This window comes from Vibrio kyushuensis, from assembly GCF_050337325.1.
Taxonomy (GTDB): domain Bacteria; phylum Pseudomonadota; class Gammaproteobacteria; order Enterobacterales; family Vibrionaceae; genus Vibrio; species Vibrio kyushuensis.
The window spans coordinates 408,481-426,785 of the sequence record NZ_JAKJSV010000005.1; the positions used below are offsets into that span (position 1 = coordinate 408,481).

The 18,305-nt window shown below is 41.0% G+C and carries 14 protein-coding genes; 8 read left to right on the forward strand and 6 right to left on the reverse strand.

Going from position 1 to position 18,305, the window contains the following annotated elements; translation table 11 throughout:
- Positions 1-2 precede the first annotated feature (2 nt).
- The 3 genes from L4D20_RS13455 to L4D20_RS13465 form a co-directional block, all read right to left on the reverse strand.
- The gene (locus L4D20_RS13455) at positions 3-542 is read right to left on the reverse strand and encodes a hypothetical protein (protein ID WP_428802106.1); all 540 of its coding nucleotides are present in this window, start codon (positions 540-542) and stop codon (positions 3-5) included.
- Positions 543-551: 9 nt separating this feature from the next.
- The gene (locus L4D20_RS13460) at positions 552-1,856 is read right to left on the reverse strand and encodes an anaerobic sulfatase maturase (protein ID WP_428802107.1); all 1,305 of its coding nucleotides are present in this window, start codon (positions 1,854-1,856) and stop codon (positions 552-554) included.
- Positions 1,857-2,089: 233 nt separating this feature from the next.
- Positions 2,090-3,670: an arylsulfatase gene (locus L4D20_RS13465; protein ID WP_428802108.1), complete on the reverse strand. Its 1,581-nt coding sequence runs from the start codon at positions 3,668-3,670 to the stop codon at positions 2,090-2,092.
- Positions 3,671-3,895: 225 nt separating this feature from the next.
- On the opposite strand from L4D20_RS13465, the gene L4D20_RS13470 reads away from it, so the two are divergent.
- Both L4D20_RS13470 and L4D20_RS13475 read left to right on the forward strand, forming a co-directional pair.
- Positions 3,896-4,675 carry a response regulator transcription factor gene (locus L4D20_RS13470; RefSeq protein ID WP_428802147.1) on the forward strand — a complete coding sequence of 260 codons (780 nt, stop codon included), beginning with the start codon at positions 3,896-3,898 and terminating at the stop codon, positions 4,673-4,675.
- Between the two features lie 241 nt (positions 4,676-4,916).
- Positions 4,917-5,744, forward strand: coding sequence for an SDR family oxidoreductase (locus L4D20_RS13475; protein ID WP_428802109.1), 828 nt, complete (start codon positions 4,917-4,919; stop codon positions 5,742-5,744).
- A 64-nt stretch (positions 5,745-5,808) separates the two neighbouring features.
- Here the strand turns inward: L4D20_RS13475 and L4D20_RS13480 are convergent, their stop codons facing one another.
- Both L4D20_RS13480 and L4D20_RS13485 read right to left on the reverse strand, forming a co-directional pair.
- Entirely contained in the window at positions 5,809-6,984 is a 1,176-nt protein-coding gene (locus L4D20_RS13480; protein ID WP_428802110.1) for an EAL domain-containing response regulator, read from the reverse strand.
- Between the two features lie 87 nt (positions 6,985-7,071).
- Positions 7,072-8,715, reverse strand: a complete 1,644-nt coding sequence (locus tag L4D20_RS13485; RefSeq protein WP_428802111.1) for a response regulator — start codon at positions 8,713-8,715, stop codon at positions 7,072-7,074.
- A 134-nt stretch (positions 8,716-8,849) separates the two neighbouring features.
- On the opposite strand from L4D20_RS13485, the gene L4D20_RS13490 reads away from it, so the two are divergent.
- The 6 genes from L4D20_RS13490 (at position 8,850) to L4D20_RS13515 (ending at position 17,355) form a co-directional block, all read left to right on the forward strand.
- Positions 8,850-9,299 carry a hypothetical protein gene (locus L4D20_RS13490; RefSeq protein ID WP_428802112.1) on the forward strand — a complete coding sequence of 150 codons (450 nt, stop codon included), beginning with the start codon at positions 8,850-8,852 and terminating at the stop codon, positions 9,297-9,299.
- Positions 9,300-9,314: 15 nt separating this feature from the next.
- On the forward strand, positions 9,315-12,641 hold the full coding sequence (locus L4D20_RS13495) for an ATP-binding protein (protein ID WP_428802113.1): 3,327 nt from the start codon (positions 9,315-9,317) through the stop codon (positions 12,639-12,641).
- A complete protein-coding gene (locus L4D20_RS13500) occupies positions 12,631-14,004 on the forward strand; it encodes a CHASE4 domain-containing protein (RefSeq protein WP_428802114.1) in 1,374 nt (457 codons plus the stop codon). Before L4D20_RS13495 ends, L4D20_RS13500 begins: the two co-directional genes overlap by 11 nt.
- 349 nt (positions 14,005-14,353) lie before the next feature.
- Positions 14,354-14,677, forward strand: coding sequence for an MFS transporter (locus L4D20_RS13505; protein WP_428802115.1), 324 nt, complete (start codon positions 14,354-14,356; stop codon positions 14,675-14,677).
- Positions 14,678-14,679: 2 nt separating this feature from the next.
- Positions 14,680-15,903, forward strand: a complete 1,224-nt coding sequence (locus L4D20_RS13510; RefSeq protein ID WP_428802116.1) for an HlyD family secretion protein — start codon at positions 14,680-14,682, stop codon at positions 15,901-15,903.
- Positions 15,904-16,164: 261 nt separating this feature from the next.
- Positions 16,165-17,355, forward strand: coding sequence for an OmpP1/FadL family transporter (locus L4D20_RS13515; protein WP_428802117.1), 1,191 nt, complete (start codon positions 16,165-16,167; stop codon positions 17,353-17,355).
- A gap of 33 nt (positions 17,356-17,388) precedes the next feature.
- On the opposite strand, the gene L4D20_RS13520 is transcribed toward L4D20_RS13515, so the two are convergent.
- Positions 17,389-18,162, reverse strand: a complete 774-nt coding sequence (locus L4D20_RS13520) for a hypothetical protein (RefSeq protein WP_428802118.1) — start codon at positions 18,160-18,162, stop codon at positions 17,389-17,391.
- Between the last annotated feature and the right edge of the window lie 143 nt (positions 18,163-18,305).

The following is an 18,305-nucleotide window of genomic DNA, read 5'->3' on the forward strand; positions in this document are numbered from 1 at the left end:
CCCTAGCTTTCAAGCTGTTGAGATAGCTCTTGCGCTCTAACTAATAAAGCATGCATAAAATAGATCTCAGATGTTTGCTCAAACCCATTTGAATCTAGCCATCTATTCAGTGCTACAAGCAGTTGCTCTTGATTGATTTGATTTGTTTTTGAGGATTCAAGATCTGAGTCTAGATACCCCAATGCTTTTAGTGAACCGACAAATTCTGGGTAGTTCACTTCAGGCATAAATAGAGACTGAAACTCAGGCGTATTCACCATCACTAAAGCGCCGTGATTGGATTTCGCCACCTCATAATTGGTGCGTTTTGTTTTGTACTCATCACCACAACGTTCATCTTGCGGGCGTTTTTGGCACAAGTTAAAAAGCTGAGCAAAGTCAGTGTATCTTGCACTTTTCGTCTGGTAAGCCATTGAAATAACTGCGTCAACTGAGGCTTGATTAAATAGTCTATCAATATCATTGGTATCGATTGTTTCGGCAGATGCGATTGGAGTAATCGAGACAGTAAACATGGCTAGTACTGCTATTAATTTATTCATGATAACCCCCTACTTAAAGTTAATTTTCATTGCGTCTGCATTAATGCCTTTGCGAACTGGGTAGCCCATAGTCGCCACAACCATCGAGACATATGGGTCAATGTGAGAGAAGAACTGCTTCCAACCTGCGCACAGGTAGTTCAGACCGAACTCTCCGTCGAGTGTTTTAATAAAGCGGTTTTTGGGGCACTCGCCAAAGCATGCAAATTGGTAAGGGCATTCACGGCACTGTTTCGGCAATGTTGACTCTTTGGCGCGACCAAACTCTTCTTGGCCTTTAGAGAACTGCATGTCTTCTAACGAAGCATCATTAATGTTTCCAAGTTTGTAGTCTGGGTATACGTAATGGTCGCAAGCAAACACGTCACCGTTATGCTCGATGGCTAAGCCTTTTCCACACATGGGAGCAAGAGTACATAATGGATTCACTCGACCCATCCAGGTTTCCACGCACGATTCAAAATATGGTACGTTCACCTGACCAATATCATTTTCTAGCCATTCATCGAAGATGGTGCATAGAAAGGATCCCCATTGTGTAGGTGATACACACCAAGCCTCTACAATTGAATTAGGGTGGCTTGGTTCAGTTTCTGGCATGCCTTGGAAGAGGATCTCATCATCCGACCATTTTTGAGGCGCGGTATCTCGAAACGATTTAGGTTCAACAATCGGAATAAACTGCATTTGTGGCGAACGGATATCGTCACGAAGAAAGCGATAAACCTCTAAAGGGTTCGAACCAGTCAAGTTATTAACACAGGTTAACGTTGCAAAGTTCACCTTGTGCTTATGAAGTATTTCCACACCTTTCATGGTTTGTTTGAACGTTCCGCGACCAGCACGATTAGTACGATAGGCGTTGTGGATCATCTCTGGGCCATCAATACTCAAACCGACTAAAAATTTGTTTTTGCTTAGGAACTTGCCCCACTCGTCGTTAAGGAGTGTGCCGTTGGTTTGGAGGTTGTTTTCTATCTTTACGCCTTGTGGGCAGTACTGCTTTTGCAATCTAACAACATCGCGGAAAAAGTTAACACCAAGTAGGGTTGGCTCTCCACCTTGCCAATGAAATACGATCTCAGGGAAATTATGCTGTTCAATATATGTTTTGATGTAAGTTTCGAGCATCTCTGGCGTCATTTTGGTTTCGCAACCACTTTCATGACCCAGTAGCTCTTCTTTACTTAGGTAGTAACAGTAAGTGCAATCAATATTACATGCTGAACCAATAGGTTTAGTCATAATATTCATTCGTTTAGCCGGAGCGTCTTTTGGCAACATTATGTTTTTACGTTGAGTTTGATTTGTCATGATGTTTTCTCTTCTTATTCGCTCACATTCACTGTGTTGTTACTTCCCTAAGAATTGATTGGTGCTGCTTGTTGTCTGTGCTCATTATTCACCAGAGGCACTCTTAGGTAATCAGTAGTATTACTGCTTTGTCCCTTTCTTCTTATTGGTGAATTGGAGAGCTTTCGATAGGCATAAAAAAGCGGACATAACGTCCGCTTTTCATTGCTTTTCCCAATTTTTAGTTCAAATACTTATTGGTATTGTGCTCTCTGCCAAATGTTCATTTTTTCAACAATTCTATCGATTGAGAATGAACCCGGTACCTGACGAGGTGGAAACTCTTGGAATGTTTTCAAGAATTGGAACGTATAAGCCGCGCCCAAGTACATGTAAGGAAGGTGCTCAACACGCCACTGTTGGTATCCGATGCCTTCTTTATGAGCCATCTCATACGGGTCTTGACGTAAGTTGAAGATATAAGGGAAACGAAGCTCTTCAAACTGGCACTGCCAAGTTTCAATACCGTGACACTCGTTCACTGTGAACATCACTTTCCAATCGCCCATACGGACTGCTGAGATGTGACCATCATCGGCTGCGTAAACAAAACCTTTACGAGGCCATTCCACAGAATTATCAGCGGTTGTGTTGTTACCTTTCTTAAGTGCAGGCATCAAATCAAAGCCATCCAAATGAACTTTGTACTCTTTACCGTTTAGCTTCTTACCTTTTTTCAGGTCAGTAACAATTGTTTTTTCTCCAGCAGCGCCAAGAAATGTTGGTGCCCAATCGTTATGCGCGGCTATTTCATTAGCAACACTGCCTGCTGGTATTTTGTTTGGCCAACGCATCATAGCGGGTACGCGGAATCCACCTTCCCACGTTGAGTTCTTCTCACCGTAGTAGCGTGATGTCGCGCCATCAGGCCAAGACCACTTTTCTGCGCCGTTATCTGTTGTGTACGATACGATCGTGTTATCTGCGATCTTTAACTCATCGAGTTTATCGAGTAGCTGACCAACCATGTTGTCATGTTCAACTAGACCATCACCATATAGGCCACCACGTTTTGATAGCCCTTTAGACTCTTCTTTTAGGTGAGTCCATACGTGCATGCGTGTTGAGTTGAACCATACAAAGAATGGTTTTTCTTCTTTATGAGCACGGTCGATGAAATCAAGCGCAGCTTCAAGGAACTCTTCATCCACAGTTTCCATACGTTTAATTGTCAAAGCGCCTGTATCTTCAATACGTCCATCAGCGAATGAATGGATTACACCACGAGGACCAAAACGCTCCTTAAATCCAGGCGCTTTCGGGTAATCTGGGTTCTCTGGCTCTTCTTCCGCATTTAAATGATATAAGCTACCTAAGAACTCGTCAAAGCCATTCGCAGTCGGTAAATGCTCGTCGCGATCACCTAGGTGGTTTTTACCAAATTGCCCGGTCATGTAGCCTTTATCTTTAAGCATCGTTGCGATGGTCGGGTCTTCTTGACGCATACCTTCAGCTGCGCCCGGCATACCTACTTTTGTTAGACCAGTACGCATTGGATGTTGACCGGTAATGAACGCTGAACGACCAGCGGTACACGAGTTCTCTCCGTAGAAATCAGTGAACAATACGCCCTCATTCGCGATTCGGTCGATATTCGGTGTCCAGTGGCCAGCTTGACCTCTGGTGTAAGCACTGATGTTATCAATACCAATGTCATCACCCCAAATTGCGAGAATATTTGGGCGACTGGTGTCGGTAGTGGCGTAACTTGCCATTGCAGTTGATGCGAGTGCTGCACCCATTGCTAACTGTAGGAAGGTTTTCTTTTTGAACATAGCTCAAGACCTTTGATTTAGGTTAAATAGATTTTGATTTCTGAGCTATTATTTATGAATGTTTAATAGGGGTAATCAGTAGTATTACTGCATAGGAATTATTTGATATTTATATTACTGAATTCGATTTTATAAATCATACAAAATATTATTATAATATTGACACTAACCCATCAATAACGTTAGCTTATTATATTCACCTAAAACATGAGGCACTGATTGATGATAGAAGAAAGCAATATTATTTCTTTTGAAGAACTTGTCATTCAGCAATCGACTACCCTTATCGCCTGCCAACCCAAGCACTTTGATGACACTTTTCGTGAAGTTGCTAGAGCCGCTCTGGATTGGTTTAAAATCGATCGGCTGACTCTTTTCCCAAACTCAATGATTCTACTTAACGACGGTAAAACAGTTTCCGTTTCCCGTGATGGTGTCCCAGAATTAAACAAGCAAATGTTTCTACCTGGCAACTATCAAGATTATATGAAATTGCTTCGTTCAAAAGCGCCTTGGCACAGCTTCACTGCCGAAGAGATGGTGAATCATAAAATCGACACACTTAAGATCCTGCACTCCGAAGGCGGCCGCTGGCATGGGATTATCCGCCTAGAATTGTTTGGACAAAACTGGGGAGCACTATCATTCTCTAAGTTTAACAGTGATATAACGCCATTAACCGAAAAGCAAATGACTCGGCTAAAGCTGCTGTGCGATATCTGGCTTTGTTATTGGCAGCACTCAACAATGACAAGAAACCTTAAACAAGACCAGTCTGATAATGCCAATGAAGGTGAAAAATTACTGTTGCTTTCGAAAAAGCAATGCTCCGTTCTAACGTTACTTGCACAAGGCTATACGGCAAAACAATGTGCAGAAAAGCTTTTCCTTAGCCCTAGAACGATAGAGTCTCATAAGTATCGTATGCTGGATCTGCTCGATTTAGAAAATCATACCGAGCTGGTTCAGTTTGCTTTGAGAAATGGCTTAGGTATTGAAGAATAGATCGTAACGCCCTCCCTCTCTTGATCTACGTTCACTAACACGACTAACCGCATAAACCAGATTTATGCGGTAATTTTACTCTATCCAAACTTTCTAATTCTCTATATTTTGATCCAGCACTGAACACTGTATTTTATTTAACTCGTGTGTATATCGACAATATCCCTCCTTCAATAACAGAATATTAGTAGCGAGAACTTTTATTTATATTTGAGGGTTCGTAATTATTCGGAGTCAAACAATGTCTAAAAAAAATATACTTATCATCGGCGCATCGTCGGGAATTGGAAATGATCTGGCCCTTAACCTATTAGAGAAAAATCACACCGTGTTTTGCGCTGCTCGGCGACTAGAGAAGATGGTTAATCTTGATGCCAATGGAGCCCACATATTTAGCGTCGATGTCACTGATGAAAAACAAGTCAATGAACTCGTTAAGACCATGATTGAAGAGGTTGGTCATATCGATATTGTGTACGCGAATGCAGGGTTCGCTATCGCAGGGCCCGTAGAAGAAACCTCGATAGAAAAAGTCCATAGCCAATTCAATACAAACGTTTACGGCGCCGCTAGGATCGCGAGAGCAGTCTTGCCCCATATGAGAAAACGTAAACAAGGTCGAATCATTTTCACGACTTCTATTGCAGGTCGTGTTTCCACCAGTATGAACGCCTGGTACTCTTCCACTAAGCATGCGCTAAATGGTATGGCCAAAGGGCTTGCTCAAGAAGTTCAAGGGTTTGGTATACACATCTCAACGATTGAACCTGGCTGTGTTCAAACGGAGTTTGATGCGATTCAACTGGCAGACATGAAAGTAACATCCGAACTGGAAGCTTATGACAGCATTGTTCGTAAATCTCATAACTTTCTGCAAAATGCTTATAATTCAGGTTCATCACCTAAATCCACTGTAAACAACATGTTGAAAGCGGGATTAGATAACAAACCAAAGCTAAGTTACCAAACAACATTAGATTCAAAGTTGATGTTCTGGGTTCAAAGGCTAATTGGGGAGAATGCGTTGGGGAAACTCTTTGTTAAACTAATAGAGCGCACACCAGCTTAAACATAACGCCAAGAGCACCCACTCTTGGCTTTTTATAGCAAAAGAAGCTGACTCACCATAACAATTAGTCAAAGCATCTGAGTAAGCTTTCTATAGAGAGAGGTTTGTAGTAATAATACCCTTGCATCAAATCACAACCTAACTGACAAAGCGTCTCCGCCTGCTCTTTTGTTTCAACGCCTTCCGCAACCGTTTTTAGCTTTAAGTTTTTTGCTAGCATGATAGACGAGCTCACTGCTGCCATATGTTTATCACTGGTTAGCATCTCTTTTACAAAACTCAAATCAATTTTCAGCTCTGTAAATGGACTTGATATAAGCTGGCTAAGCGAAGAGTTGCCCGTTCCAAAGTCGTCAATTGCGAGCTCAATACCATTGATACGAAGCTTACTGACAATGTGAAGTAGTTTTGCCTCCTCTTTTGTCACTTGCGTCTCGGTTATTTCTATAGTGAGCAAACGAGCAGGAAAATCATGTTTGCTAAGAAGCTCAAGTACAAAAGCTAGAAACCCATCCTGCAATAAATCACTAGGCGTGGCGTTCACCGAGACACTAAGGGATTGACCTTTATCTCGAAGAGCGGAAGCGGCGCTAATTGACTGAGAAATGATGCCCTTAAACAAAACATAATCTAGATTGTGCTCTGAGATTTGATCTAGAAAATGAAATGGAGACAATAAGCCATGCTTAGGGTGATCCCACCGTGCTAATGCTTCAACACTGACTATTGATTGTGAATGGCTATCCACTTGAGGCTGCAAGAACGGCTGAATCTCACCTTGTTCTAATGCTGACGTAAGCTCTAAACGAGAGAATTGAAATGGGGACTTAACCACTTTCGACTTTGATTTGGCTAATCCTCTTTCGATAAGAGATAACGCGTTTTCAATTTTATCTATTGATAACGGTTTATTGATTGATATAACGTTTTCAATGCCATATTTATTCGCCATTTCTACCACCGAGCGCTGTATTTCAACGTCAACACTCGAGAGGATACATACAGGTGGTGTTTCCGATTCTTTTGACAGTTCATATAAAAAATCAACGCCATCCATCACCGGCATGTGAAGGTCACAAATGACTAACCGAGGTATCTCGGCCTTTATCTTCTGTAACGCAAGAAAACCGTTAGACACGCTCTTGACGGTCATTACTTGGCACTTTTGAATCATAGATTCAATGACCGCCTGCTGGAATGGGTCATCTTCAATCACTAAGACATAACTTAGATTACTCATGTACGTCCTCTGGGTTTAACTTTTCGATAAAGTGACAAGCAAATACACCGTATTTATGGGCTTAACTACATTTACGAACAATGCGAGTTATAAACTAAATTGGCTCAGCATCTTTTTCATTAAATTTTCATATTCAGTCGTTTGGGCGAAATCGCAACCAATGACGGCATCTCTATTGGCATTAAATATGGCCAACATCTCTTTTTTTGACTTGCCGACAGGCCAAGCTTTAGAAAGACAGCGTAATGTATGAATGCTCCCATCAGCATTACCAACCGGGCTTACCGCCATTGCTTCGATAGAGCGTAATACCGCATCTTCGTATTCACTTGCAGCAAAGTGCTGTTGACTTAGCGCTATCTTGCTATCGTATTCACTTAACAAGGAACTCATCTGGGCAACCCACTTGGCTATATAGAGCAGCAGAGCCGCTGAACATATATTAGTATCCTTATCTCTATTCAGCGTAATTTTTAGCTTCTCGTATTCCGCATCAAACTGCTCAGAATTGCGTAACAGCATCGATATCTTAACGCTCTCAATTTGCTCCATTAAAGAAATAGGCTCGTCTCTTTGTTCTAGCAACATCTTGTACTTTTGGTAAACGACCGTCGCTTTATGGATGTTACTTTGAATGAGATGTGCTCTTGCAACACTGAGTAATTCGAAATATTGATACGATATTCGAGGGAAGTTATCCCGCCACTCACCTAGCCAAGTAGGGAAATCTTTCAATTGAGTTATATTTGATGATTCTTGGGACAATGAGCAGAAGTCTAAGTACAAAGAAGCCCCTAGTTGAATCATCTCAATATCAAATCGAAACGACCCCTTTGCGCGATTGATGAGTTTTTTTTGTGCGGTGATAGCTTCATTAAGATCAAACTGAGCCACATAACAATACGTCAGTAAACTGTATCTTGTGATCGATTTAGGCGACGTTGAAATGGCTTGTTCTAGATACTCAACGCTTTGAGTATATTCACCCTTAACAAAGGCAAGTTTCGCTCTTAAATCTAATGGCTTAGCTATTTTTGAGCTTGAGAATGACTCGAGTAAATATTCACATAAAGGGTAATTACGTTGCTGCAATGCTAGGTTAGCGAGTTCAAGCTGCATAGCGGAAGGCTTGCTTGGGTTCTTTAAAGAGACCAACAAATTTCTAGCGAGATGTAACTCCCCTTTTAGCATAAGCGCTTTAACTTTCAGTAACTGCGCATTAAAACCAACCTCTCCCCCCGCAAACGCAAGTGCATCAGCTTCTTCAATCGCCTCATCAAATTTATCAGCATTGACTAATTCAAGAGGTTTTCGTAATTTAAGTTTCTTATCAATAAGCTTGGGCAATCGATCTTTCAATATATCGAAGCTAATGGGTTTTAGTAGATAGCCATCGGGCTCCAATTCAGAGAACCCTTTAACAACCTCTGAACTTCCATCACCAGTGATGATGACCAACACACAACTTGGAGGCAGCAAATCTTCATCTTTAAGCTGATCTAACAAGTCGTAGCCATCAGGCGCAATACCAAGGTTGTAGTCACATAAGACTAAATCAAACGATAGTTCTCGACATACTGAAACCGCCTGTTTCCCATCATTAGCAAAAATGATGTTAGAGGTACTAAAACCCAATTTAATTAGCATTTCACGCGCCGAGGCACGATACATTGAGCTGTCATCGATCACTAATGTTTTGAGCGACTGAAGTAAAAATGGTGATGCCTGCACTATCAAACCCCTTAAGATTTACCTATGTTTATGATAGTACGCCAATTTAAAATGATAAATACGGTAAATATACTGTTTAGTATGTTTAGTTAGCGTTTTATGATGACAAGATAGGCAATTGTTAGGGAATGAACATGTCGAAACTATTAATTTTGGCTTTATTTAGTGTCAGTCATGTCTACGCAACGACACTGGAGATCATTGACTCAAGCGGTCACGTCTACAGTATTACAGAGCAAGATTTTTCGTCGTTGCCCACGAGCCAATTAACAACTTGGCTCCCGTGGCATAATGAAACCAAGACTTACTCAGGTGTTCGGATGGAAAATCTCATAACTGCATATGATTCGAATGAAATCTCTAGTCTCACTTTACAGGCAAAAAATGGCTACCAAATCGCGGTTAAATATCGAATGCTTGTTCTGCACGAAGCTATACTCGTAAATAAAGTAAATTTTCAACCTTTGCCTGAAAAAAGAGGTCCTTACTGGTTGCTCTTCGATGTATCAAAGTACCCTATTACAACAAACCAGTATTTTAGAGACCAAATGATATGGCAGGTCAAGACTATTACTATTAACTAATAGAAAGTGTATCTCATGCGTAATGGATTGATTTTATCTCTGTGTATTTTTCTCTTTAGCTCTCTAGCTTTTGCATCAGAGAGTAAAGAGAGCAACCCTACTATAACAATAGGTGTACCAGAAGTTTTATCCGGAGAGGTTCCAGATAAAGAAGAGGTACTCGGTTTTATACTTAACTACTGGACACAATGGGCGTATAAGAATAACTATCAGCCAATAATTGTTGAAGGTACATTTCTAGAGTTAAGCAAACAATTACAACGTGGAGAGATAGACTTTATCACCACAGCAACCAGTTCGTCGGTGTCTTCGAGCAAGTTTCTTGTCAGTTTACCCTACATTAGTTTAGTTGGAGCTCTCTACGAGAACCTTAGCGGCGAAACTAATGGTAAAATCGCGCTAAACCTACCACCTAATGTACTTCCTTCCTATTTTGATCGCCATAACGATGTTGTTATGCACAGCTATAACATCAAAGATATCAGCCGAGTTCTCAATAATGTCGACTACCTTTATACAATCAAAACTGATGAGATAAAAACTGAGCTAGAACGTATTGGTTTATTGGAAAAATTCGTGCTTAGTAATGAAGTCGATCCGGGAATAAAAATTTCAGCAATAACCAGCAAACATAACACCGCTCTGATTAAAAAAATCAATCACTCTATTATCAATGACGACTTCTCTCTCTTACTAGACGATTGGTATACATATTTTAGCCAAGGTAGCTCCTATTACTCATTACTAATCGGCACCTATGATAAGAACCTAGCACCGAAACATGTCAGTATACTAGCGCAAACTCCTACCCTAACTTTCTCTTACATCGTAAAAGGAAGCGAGCCTGATTTTACCTCTGATGGTTTTTTTGTTGATGGCTACTTAGTTAATATTATTAAGAAGATCTCTAGACAGATCGGCCTAAATTTTGAACCTGTTGGTTATGAAGATTTCGATACCGCCTTTAATGCTCTAGCGCAGAAAGAAGTCGATTTCTTCCCCGGTTTATTTAAGACTGAAGAGCGCTCTTTTCTCGCTTTTACTCAATCAATAGGAAATAACATTGCCGCAATAACCAGTAAAGAAGGTTACAGCTCAAGTACTGAATTGGATGGCTTAGATATCGCATTGGTTGAGGGTTATGCAGAAAACAACATATTAAAATCGAGCATTAATTTTTCTCCGGTTATCTTTCCAAGTATTCAAGAAGCCATCCTTTCAGTGTCAGAAGGAAAGACAGACGCCTTTGTCGGAAATATATTTAATGTCTCCTACCAAGTATCAGCACAAGAGCTTCACAACCTTCAGGTACTTAGGGCAGAAAATCTTAACTTTGATCTGCCAATAAGAATCGGTCTACAGAAAAAACATCAAAACACTACGAGCCTGTTTAACTATGCGTTGTTCTCATTAGGAAGTGATCTACAAACAGAAGCTCAAGATCGTTGGAAAAGACAAGCAAACTCAATCAACATCTCTAGTGAACTTGATAGGGTCACTAAACAATACACAATTTATGTACTGGTCGGAGCGATTGCACTGCTTATTGCTTTCATGTTCTATCGTCGAAGCGTACGCAACAAACTGCAACTTGCTTCTGCGCTAGAGAGTGCTTTACACAACGCAGAGGTTCAACGAAATAAAGCCGAACAACTTGCCACCGCTAAATCAGACTTCCTTGCGAGAATGAGTCATGAAATCCGAACCCCGATGAATGGCGTGCTCGGAATGGCAGAAGCGCTTACTTTTACCGAACTGAATAAAGAACAAAAAGGGCTGCTTAAATCATTAAACGGAGCCGCAAACAGTTTGTTAGCTCTACTTAACGATGTCCTTGATTTTTCAAAAATGGAAGTAGGTAAACTCACGATTGAAGAGGTGAACTGCAACATCCAATCACTACTGACCCAAGTGCGTGAGAATTTCATTATTACCGCAAGTGATAAAGGGCTTTCCATCGATATTATCGTATCCCCTGCCCTGCATTCGAATTACCTTTGTGATACGACCCGGCTAATGCAAGTACTCAATAACCTCGTGTCTAATGCAATTAAATTTACAGAAAAAGGAACGGTCACGATCGAGGTATCGCTTATCAAGCACCGATCTCAATCTGATACCTTAGCGCTCTATGTTAAAGACACGGGAATTGGTATTCCTGAAGATGCGATTCCAAACTTATTTAGTCCTTTCACACAAGCAGAAAACAGTACCACCCGTAAATTCGGCGGCACTGGGCTTGGTTTGAGCATATGCAAAGAGATCATTGATGCCATGAAAGGGGATATTTCAGTGGCGTCGATTCCAGGTGTAGGCACACAATTTAAAACGGAATTAACACTAACAAAAACGGATGACCAATCTGTCGAAAACAGCGAAAAAAACACTAAGGGTTTATTTTCAAATTCCGATTTTTCAAACGTTGTTATTCTTCTCGTAGAAGATAACGAATTAAACCGACAGGTTATCTCGGGGCAATTGAATAAATTGCTTATTCGTCACGACGTCGCGATAAATGGTCAAGAAGGTTATCAACTTTGCCAAAGTAACCAGTACGATATCGTGTTGTCTGATTGTCACATGCCAATAATGGACGGCTTCGCTCTCGCCAGAAAACTTAACCAACAACCAAATAAACCGTATCTGATCGCATTAACCGCCGATGTCGTTAGTGGCACTTCCCAAAAGTGTCTAGATGCTGGGTTTGATGACTACTTATCTAAACCATGCCCGATTGATATCTTAGAGCACAAACTCGTTAACTCTATAGCTATCATTGAAGAAAAAGATCAACAAAATGTCGATTCCCGTTTAAAGCCAAGCGAGAAATCATTAGCCATCAGCTCGATGCCAAAACCGCCAAATACTTCAGCGCAACAAGGACAGTACGAGGTTGACGAGCTTGATGATTTAGTTAATGACTTCTTACCAACAAAAGTACAAGTCACCAACTCTACGAAACTTTCACTTAGTGACAAACCTTTTAATGCCCTAGTCTCTCTCGTCGAGGCTGCGCCACCATTCTCGCCCGATCATGTTATTGAGATATGTGGCGATGATGAAGAGATGGCTAAAAATATACTCATGTCTTTCTTAGCCAATTTAGACCATAGCTCAACCGAAGATGCTCATAAGACGAAGCAACAACATAAAGATGCCTTTCATAAACTAAAAGGGAGTTTCTTATACTTAGGATTGGAGTCCTCTGGGGAGTTGTCAAATCAACTAGAGGAATATGCCTTCGATATGGACCTAGATGAGCTTGTAAAAGGATTACAAATCTTGAATCAGTACATGGCTTTAATCGCTAAGCAAATCGAGCAATACACGCATGCTGGCTAAAATCGTAACACGCCTCAATACATCAATTGAGTTTCGATTGACCGCTATATTTATATGCCTGTTCTTAGTGATTAGCGTGATATTTTCGTCTATGTCTGCCATATTGGCGAGCAAAATCACGACGGATAAAGAACTAGAGCATACTCATCAATTAAGTGAACTTGCTATTAATGTCATTTCATTAAAGTACGACACTAGTATTCAGTTTACTTTAGATTACTCGTACTGGAGTGAACTCGCTAAACACGCTAACAATGACCACAAGAGTGATAGCACCTATGCGCCGTTGTTAGATCATCTCTTAGATTATGGATTTATGTCCATTTCAATCTTCTCTAAAAGTGAAGAGTTACTCTATCAAACCCACCAACCTGACTTTAACCAGGAAGTGTATAAACGCGTCCATGGTTTTAATAACTTAAGTTATTACGGAGACCTTAAGTTTCAAATTATTGTAGAGAAAAGTGAACTCTATGTCGTCGCTACTCGGGCCATTTTTAACGAATCTAATTTATCCCAAGCCACCGGCTTTATTTCATTTTCTAAAAAAATCGATCAGTTTTTGATTGATGATGTCTCCAAAATCATTGGTACTAAATTGCAATTAGAGCCCGCTGATAAGGATACTTCCGTCTCTTTCTCCGCACTACCTTTAATAACAGGACAACTTGAAACAAGTATAGTTGTTGGGAGTATCAATCAGTCCACCTTTAGGTTGATAGATAGTAATAAAAACATAATTCCATTTAAATTGGTGGTACACCGTCCACTTGAGCATCTTCTAACTAGCGAGCTTCTGACCATTATTGTGTTTGAGTTTGTTGTGGTCATTCTATTAGTTTTATTTTTCTATCTGATCTTAAAAAATCACGTGAGTAAGCCTGTTGTTCAAATGAGCCAGTGGCTATCAAATTACCGTTCATCTAAGCCCGAACCGTTCCAGTACCCTTACCGCGATGAACTCTCTAGCCTCGCTAAAAACATTGAAGATAATCACCTAAACCTGATGGGTACATTACAATTCAATCAAGATTTATTGAACGCCATCAGTGACATTATTATTACCGCTGATGAGAATTTAAAAGTCACCTATTGCAACCCCGCTGCTGAGCTATGGTTTGGCAAAAGTAACAGTTATGACATTAGAGGAAAGCCTCTGGATTTCTTACTGCAGGTAATTGAAGGTGACTCTGTTGGCTTTTGGTTTTCAAAAGTTCTAACTGATCATCAAAGCTATAATACCGTCTGTACCTTGAAGTCTGGAATATCTAATACTGTTCCCCCAATGGTGGCCAATATTACCGTTAGACCGATTGAACACGGTAATCGGTCGGTGGTTATGATTAAACCAGTTACAAATTAGCACGCCAAACATCACTTTAGGGCTATTTAACGCTAAATTAAACAGCATTACGCCAATCACTCTCAGACTAAACATTCTCAGGCCAATCACTGTCAAACCAAGTACGGTTAATCTAAGTTCAGTTAATCTAAGAGAGGCCAAATAATGCGTAACATCGATGCGTACTTGTCATAAGCCCCATACGAACAAGCAGAAAATACCCCGTCAGATCAATGTTCAGTACGCTTCTCATTCAGAGCAGTAAATTTACTGATTCGTTCTCCGCTCGCCACACGTAACATTTCGTTACACGTTACCGATTAAGTAACGACTCTAGCTCACTCTTTTTTACACCACTTTAGGAAGCTTTATGAGTTTAATTAGCATGCCTTTTGTCGAAACTGGATTCGACACTGGATTACACGTTGTTGCAGGGATTGTACTCATTGGTACTGTTTTAGGTGCCCTTTATGCATTTTGGAAGTTTCATGAATTGCCTATTCATCATGCCGATAAAATGAAACACGGACAAATTGGTCTAGTCACGATACTCACCTGGATTGGATTCATTTGGCACTGGGTATGGGTTGTCGCAGTCATCATTGCTTTTGTAGATGTCGAGCAAAGCATCCGTCGTGTTCGTCATATTTGGCACGATGCCTCACCTAATCAAACAGAAAGTGTAGGAGAATAACCATGTTAGAAGGTTTAGCTGTTTGGGCTCTATTTATATATCTTCTCCGCTTAGTCGGTATCCCTTGGGGAACGCCATTTAAAACATTTGCCTATGGCGGTGGTACAGCCTGGTTAATGTTTGTTTGGGTCGGACTAATCACTTGGGCGCCAATGGATCTCTCTGGCGGCTCCGTAGTTCAATCTCCGCATATTCAGCTTCGTCCAGGCTCAACACGAGTAACCGGAAACATTGAAAAGCTTCATATCTCACCAAACCAAGAGATAACCAGTGGCCAATTGGTGTATGAACTCACCAACGATTCCTATGTCATTGCTGTTGATAAAGCCGTCGCTCAAGTCACTATTGCACAGACTGCCTATAAATCAGCCGTACAAGACATCAATATAGCCACTACTAATTTCCAGTCTTCTCTTGAAGATATCGATATTATTAACAATCAAATTACTGCAGCAAAATATGATCTGACATTAAAACAACGCACGCTTAAGCGCTTTGTCGATCAAAACTCGAAGGTAAAAAATACTGTTACTGAGAGTAACCTAGATCAACAAAGAACCGTGATTGCTATGGCTAAGAGCCAGATTTCAATTTTAGAATCTCAATATGATAAAGCACTGATTACATCGGAAAAAAACAAAAATCTGATGGCGAAATCACAGCTAACCGTAATGAGCAAAGAAGCAGATTTCAAAAACAAACAAGCATCACTTGAACAAGCTGAATGGGATTTATCTCAAACTAAGGTCTTCGCCCCTACCGATGGCTATGTTACGAACTTTATGGCTCGTGAAGGTCAATATGTTGGAGCAATGCCACGCCTTAAGATGTTTAGTAATGAAAAATTCGTGTTGATGCGAATTAATCACCAAGCATTTCGTAACATCAAAGTCGGCCAAGAGGCTGAGTTCTCCACAGCGATTTATCCGGGCAAGGTTTTCTCAGCACAAGTCGAAGGTATTGTTGAAGCGACAGGTGAATCTCAAGGTTCACTGCTAGCCAAAGAGACCAATGTTCGCGCCACGACAGGTAAGAACGTCAAAAATAAGCACCACTTTGTACGTTTACGTATAACGGAGCCTGACGGTTACGACATTCCTGTCGGTGCTGTTGGTCTAGCTTGGGTTAATGCTGAAAAGCCGATTCCATTTTTGAACTTCTTGAACGTCATTCGAGGCATCATTATTCGTATGAAAGCTCAGATCTATTTCTTATACAGCATGTAGATAAGCATATGAATCTATTCCATCAAATCTGTGACTTTGTTGATATCACCCACAGAAGAAAAAGTCAGTGTCTATTTCTATCGGTTTTTGTTTACCTCGTTAGCCAAATGATTTGATGCCAATAATTAACACCATTTGAAACCTAGTCGGACCAAGGACGGTCCTGCCCATAACTGGTGGCTAGGTTTCCCCCTTTTCTCTCTAAAACACATTAATCGTGATGAGTGAACGTACTCATTCGTTTTTACTTAAGTGAACATTATGAAAAAATCAATTCTAACTCTGTTAATTTGCTCGTCTTTCGCGAATGCTAGTGGCTTATTACTTCAAGAAGCCGTAACGGCCAACGCTGGTACAGGCGGAGCTGGCGACGGTGTTTATACTGAAACAGCCACAGCAAGCTGGACAAACCCTGCCACTATGAGCCATATGGGCGAGAGTAAAACAACAATCAACACCATGGCTCTGTATTTGCAGATGGACTACACCGACTATGATGATATAGGCAGCTATAATGGTAACGCTAATGCTGAAACCATCATGCCTTCTCTGGGGATCTTCCACGTACGTCAGCTCAATGAAGACATCCACATTGGTGTTAACTTTGGCGCTGTAGGCGGGTCATCCATCGAATATGGTGACAACTGGGATGGTGCAAATCATCTTGATAAAGCCTTCATGTCAGCGCTACAGATTAACCCGAACCTGAGTTATCAAATTGACGATAATTGGTCGATTGGTCTTGGAGCACAGGTCAATTATGGGATTCTGGAAGTAAGTACGACTGGCTTTGAATCTGACATGGCAACAGACTGGGCGTTTGGCTATAACATGGGCGCAATGTACCAAGCTGAGCAGTGGTCATTGGGGTTAAGCTACCGCTCCAAGTTAATTCACGACTTTGACGATATTACGGCGACATTAACGTCCGGTGGAGAGCTAATTAATGGAAGAGAAACGATAGTTGGAACTGAGCTCGTCATACCGGCAATCATCGACTTAAGTGGTCGTTATGAATTAACAACAAAGCTGGACCTACTGTCATCAATCCAATTTCATCAATGGAGCGAGTTCTCAGAAACTCCAGTTTATAACGATCCGTTAAACCGAATAGATCCATCCCTTGCGATCAACCGAGATTGGGACGATGTTTGGAAAGTTGCGGTTGGTGCGGATTACCAGCTAAACGCAGACTGGGCACTTAAGGCTGGATTTTCGTATGAAACCTCACCACAAGATGACCCAACCAAACAATGGGTCGACCTTCCCGTCGGAGAGCAGTATCGCTACTCTCTAGGTGCGAGCACTTACTGGAATACCACTCGTATCGATCTCTTCTATGAGTATGCAGATTTGGGGTCGGTAGAAATAGAACGAACCGCGTCATACACGGAAATTCATGGCTCGTTTGAAGGTAGTATCCACTTTATTGGGGCAAACTTTACGTTTTAATTATCGATTTGGGCACGTTATCCGTGCCCTTATTTAGAAACGGTAATCGATGCCAACTGATGCGGTGACTTCTTCAGAATCAATATTACCCATAACGGTATTTTCTAGTTGGATATAGTCATATTTGAATTCAAACATTATGTTAATTGTCTTGTCTGCTACTTTGGTTTTTATCCCTTGCAGCCACATGAGATTAGCAACATTCATGTTAACGCCACCATAGGAAGATCCTAGATTTACATTGTATACCGAAAAATGCGTGTCATTCCAAGGGTGAAGCGCATATAAATTTACAGAACCTAAATGCGCCTCTTCACCGCCAAGCGCCATAGATACCTGGCTTGATGTAATAGCAGGTAAAGGAGAGCCCGCTATGCCGTTAGCCAAATCTGCAAGTTCATTGGTTTTAAAATCTACATAGGTGTAATTCAGTGAAGGAAAGAACAACGTACCATCATCATTTGATAAGGGGAGCATATAACCCGTCGTATACATGCCTGCGGCATCATCTAGGTGATATACATCCAAATACACTCCCCCGAAACTATCAAAGTGCGCCGCTCGAAACCTTGCATTATTTGTCTGAGTATAATATTCCGCAAAGCCCACGGTTTGTGAAATATCACTGGTTAGCCCACCGGCACCTCCTCCTGCAAGCAGCTTTAACTCTCCTTGATCATCAGAAAAAACCGCAGCCCTTAACGAACTGTTTCTCGGATCTGCATCATGATATTCCTGTCCTTCATTATTATCACCCGCAAAGGAAGACGTCGACACCCCGACCGATACCATGGCTAAGGTAGTCATTAGTGCGTTTAATTTATTCATTGCTATGCCTTTAATTATTACTCATTTGTTGTGGCAAGCACTCTAAATAAACTGAGTTTCATACTCTACTTATTCGAAATATTAGTAATGCTAATTCACTTATTAACAGGAAAATAGTGTCG

Bases quoted from the DNA above. Each gene is read 5' to 3' on its own strand.
- L4D20_RS13475 (WP_428802109.1), top strand. From the start codon at position 4,917: ATGTCTAAAAAAAATATACTTATCATCGGCGCATCGTCGGGAATTGGA.
- L4D20_RS13455 (WP_428802106.1), bottom strand. From the start codon at position 542: ATGAATAAATTAATAGCAGTACTAGCCATGTTTACTGTCTCGATTACT.
- L4D20_RS13460 (WP_428802107.1), bottom strand. From the start codon at position 1,856: ATGACAAATCAAACTCAACGTAAAAACATAATGTTGCCAAAAGACGCT.
- L4D20_RS13465 (WP_428802108.1), bottom strand. From the start codon at position 3,670: ATGTTCAAAAAGAAAACCTTCCTACAGTTAGCAATGGGTGCAGCACTC.
- L4D20_RS13500 (WP_428802114.1), top strand. From the start codon at position 12,631: ATGCTGGCTAAAATCGTAACACGCCTCAATACATCAATTGAGTTTCGA.
- L4D20_RS13505 (WP_428802115.1), top strand. From the start codon at position 14,354: ATGAGTTTAATTAGCATGCCTTTTGTCGAAACTGGATTCGACACTGGA.
- L4D20_RS13480 (WP_428802110.1), bottom strand. From the start codon at position 6,984: ATGAGTAATCTAAGTTATGTCTTAGTGATTGAAGATGACCCATTCCAG.
- L4D20_RS13510 (WP_428802116.1), top strand. From the start codon at position 14,680: ATGTTAGAAGGTTTAGCTGTTTGGGCTCTATTTATATATCTTCTCCGC.
- L4D20_RS13495 (WP_428802113.1), top strand. From the start codon at position 9,315: ATGCGTAATGGATTGATTTTATCTCTGTGTATTTTTCTCTTTAGCTCT.
- L4D20_RS13520 (WP_428802118.1), bottom strand. From the start codon at position 18,162: ATGACTACCTTAGCCATGGTATCGGTCGGGGTGTCGACGTCTTCCTTT.
- L4D20_RS13515 (WP_428802117.1), top strand. From the start codon at position 16,165: ATGAAAAAATCAATTCTAACTCTGTTAATTTGCTCGTCTTTCGCGAAT.
- L4D20_RS13490 (WP_428802112.1), top strand. From the start codon at position 8,850: ATGTCGAAACTATTAATTTTGGCTTTATTTAGTGTCAGTCATGTCTAC.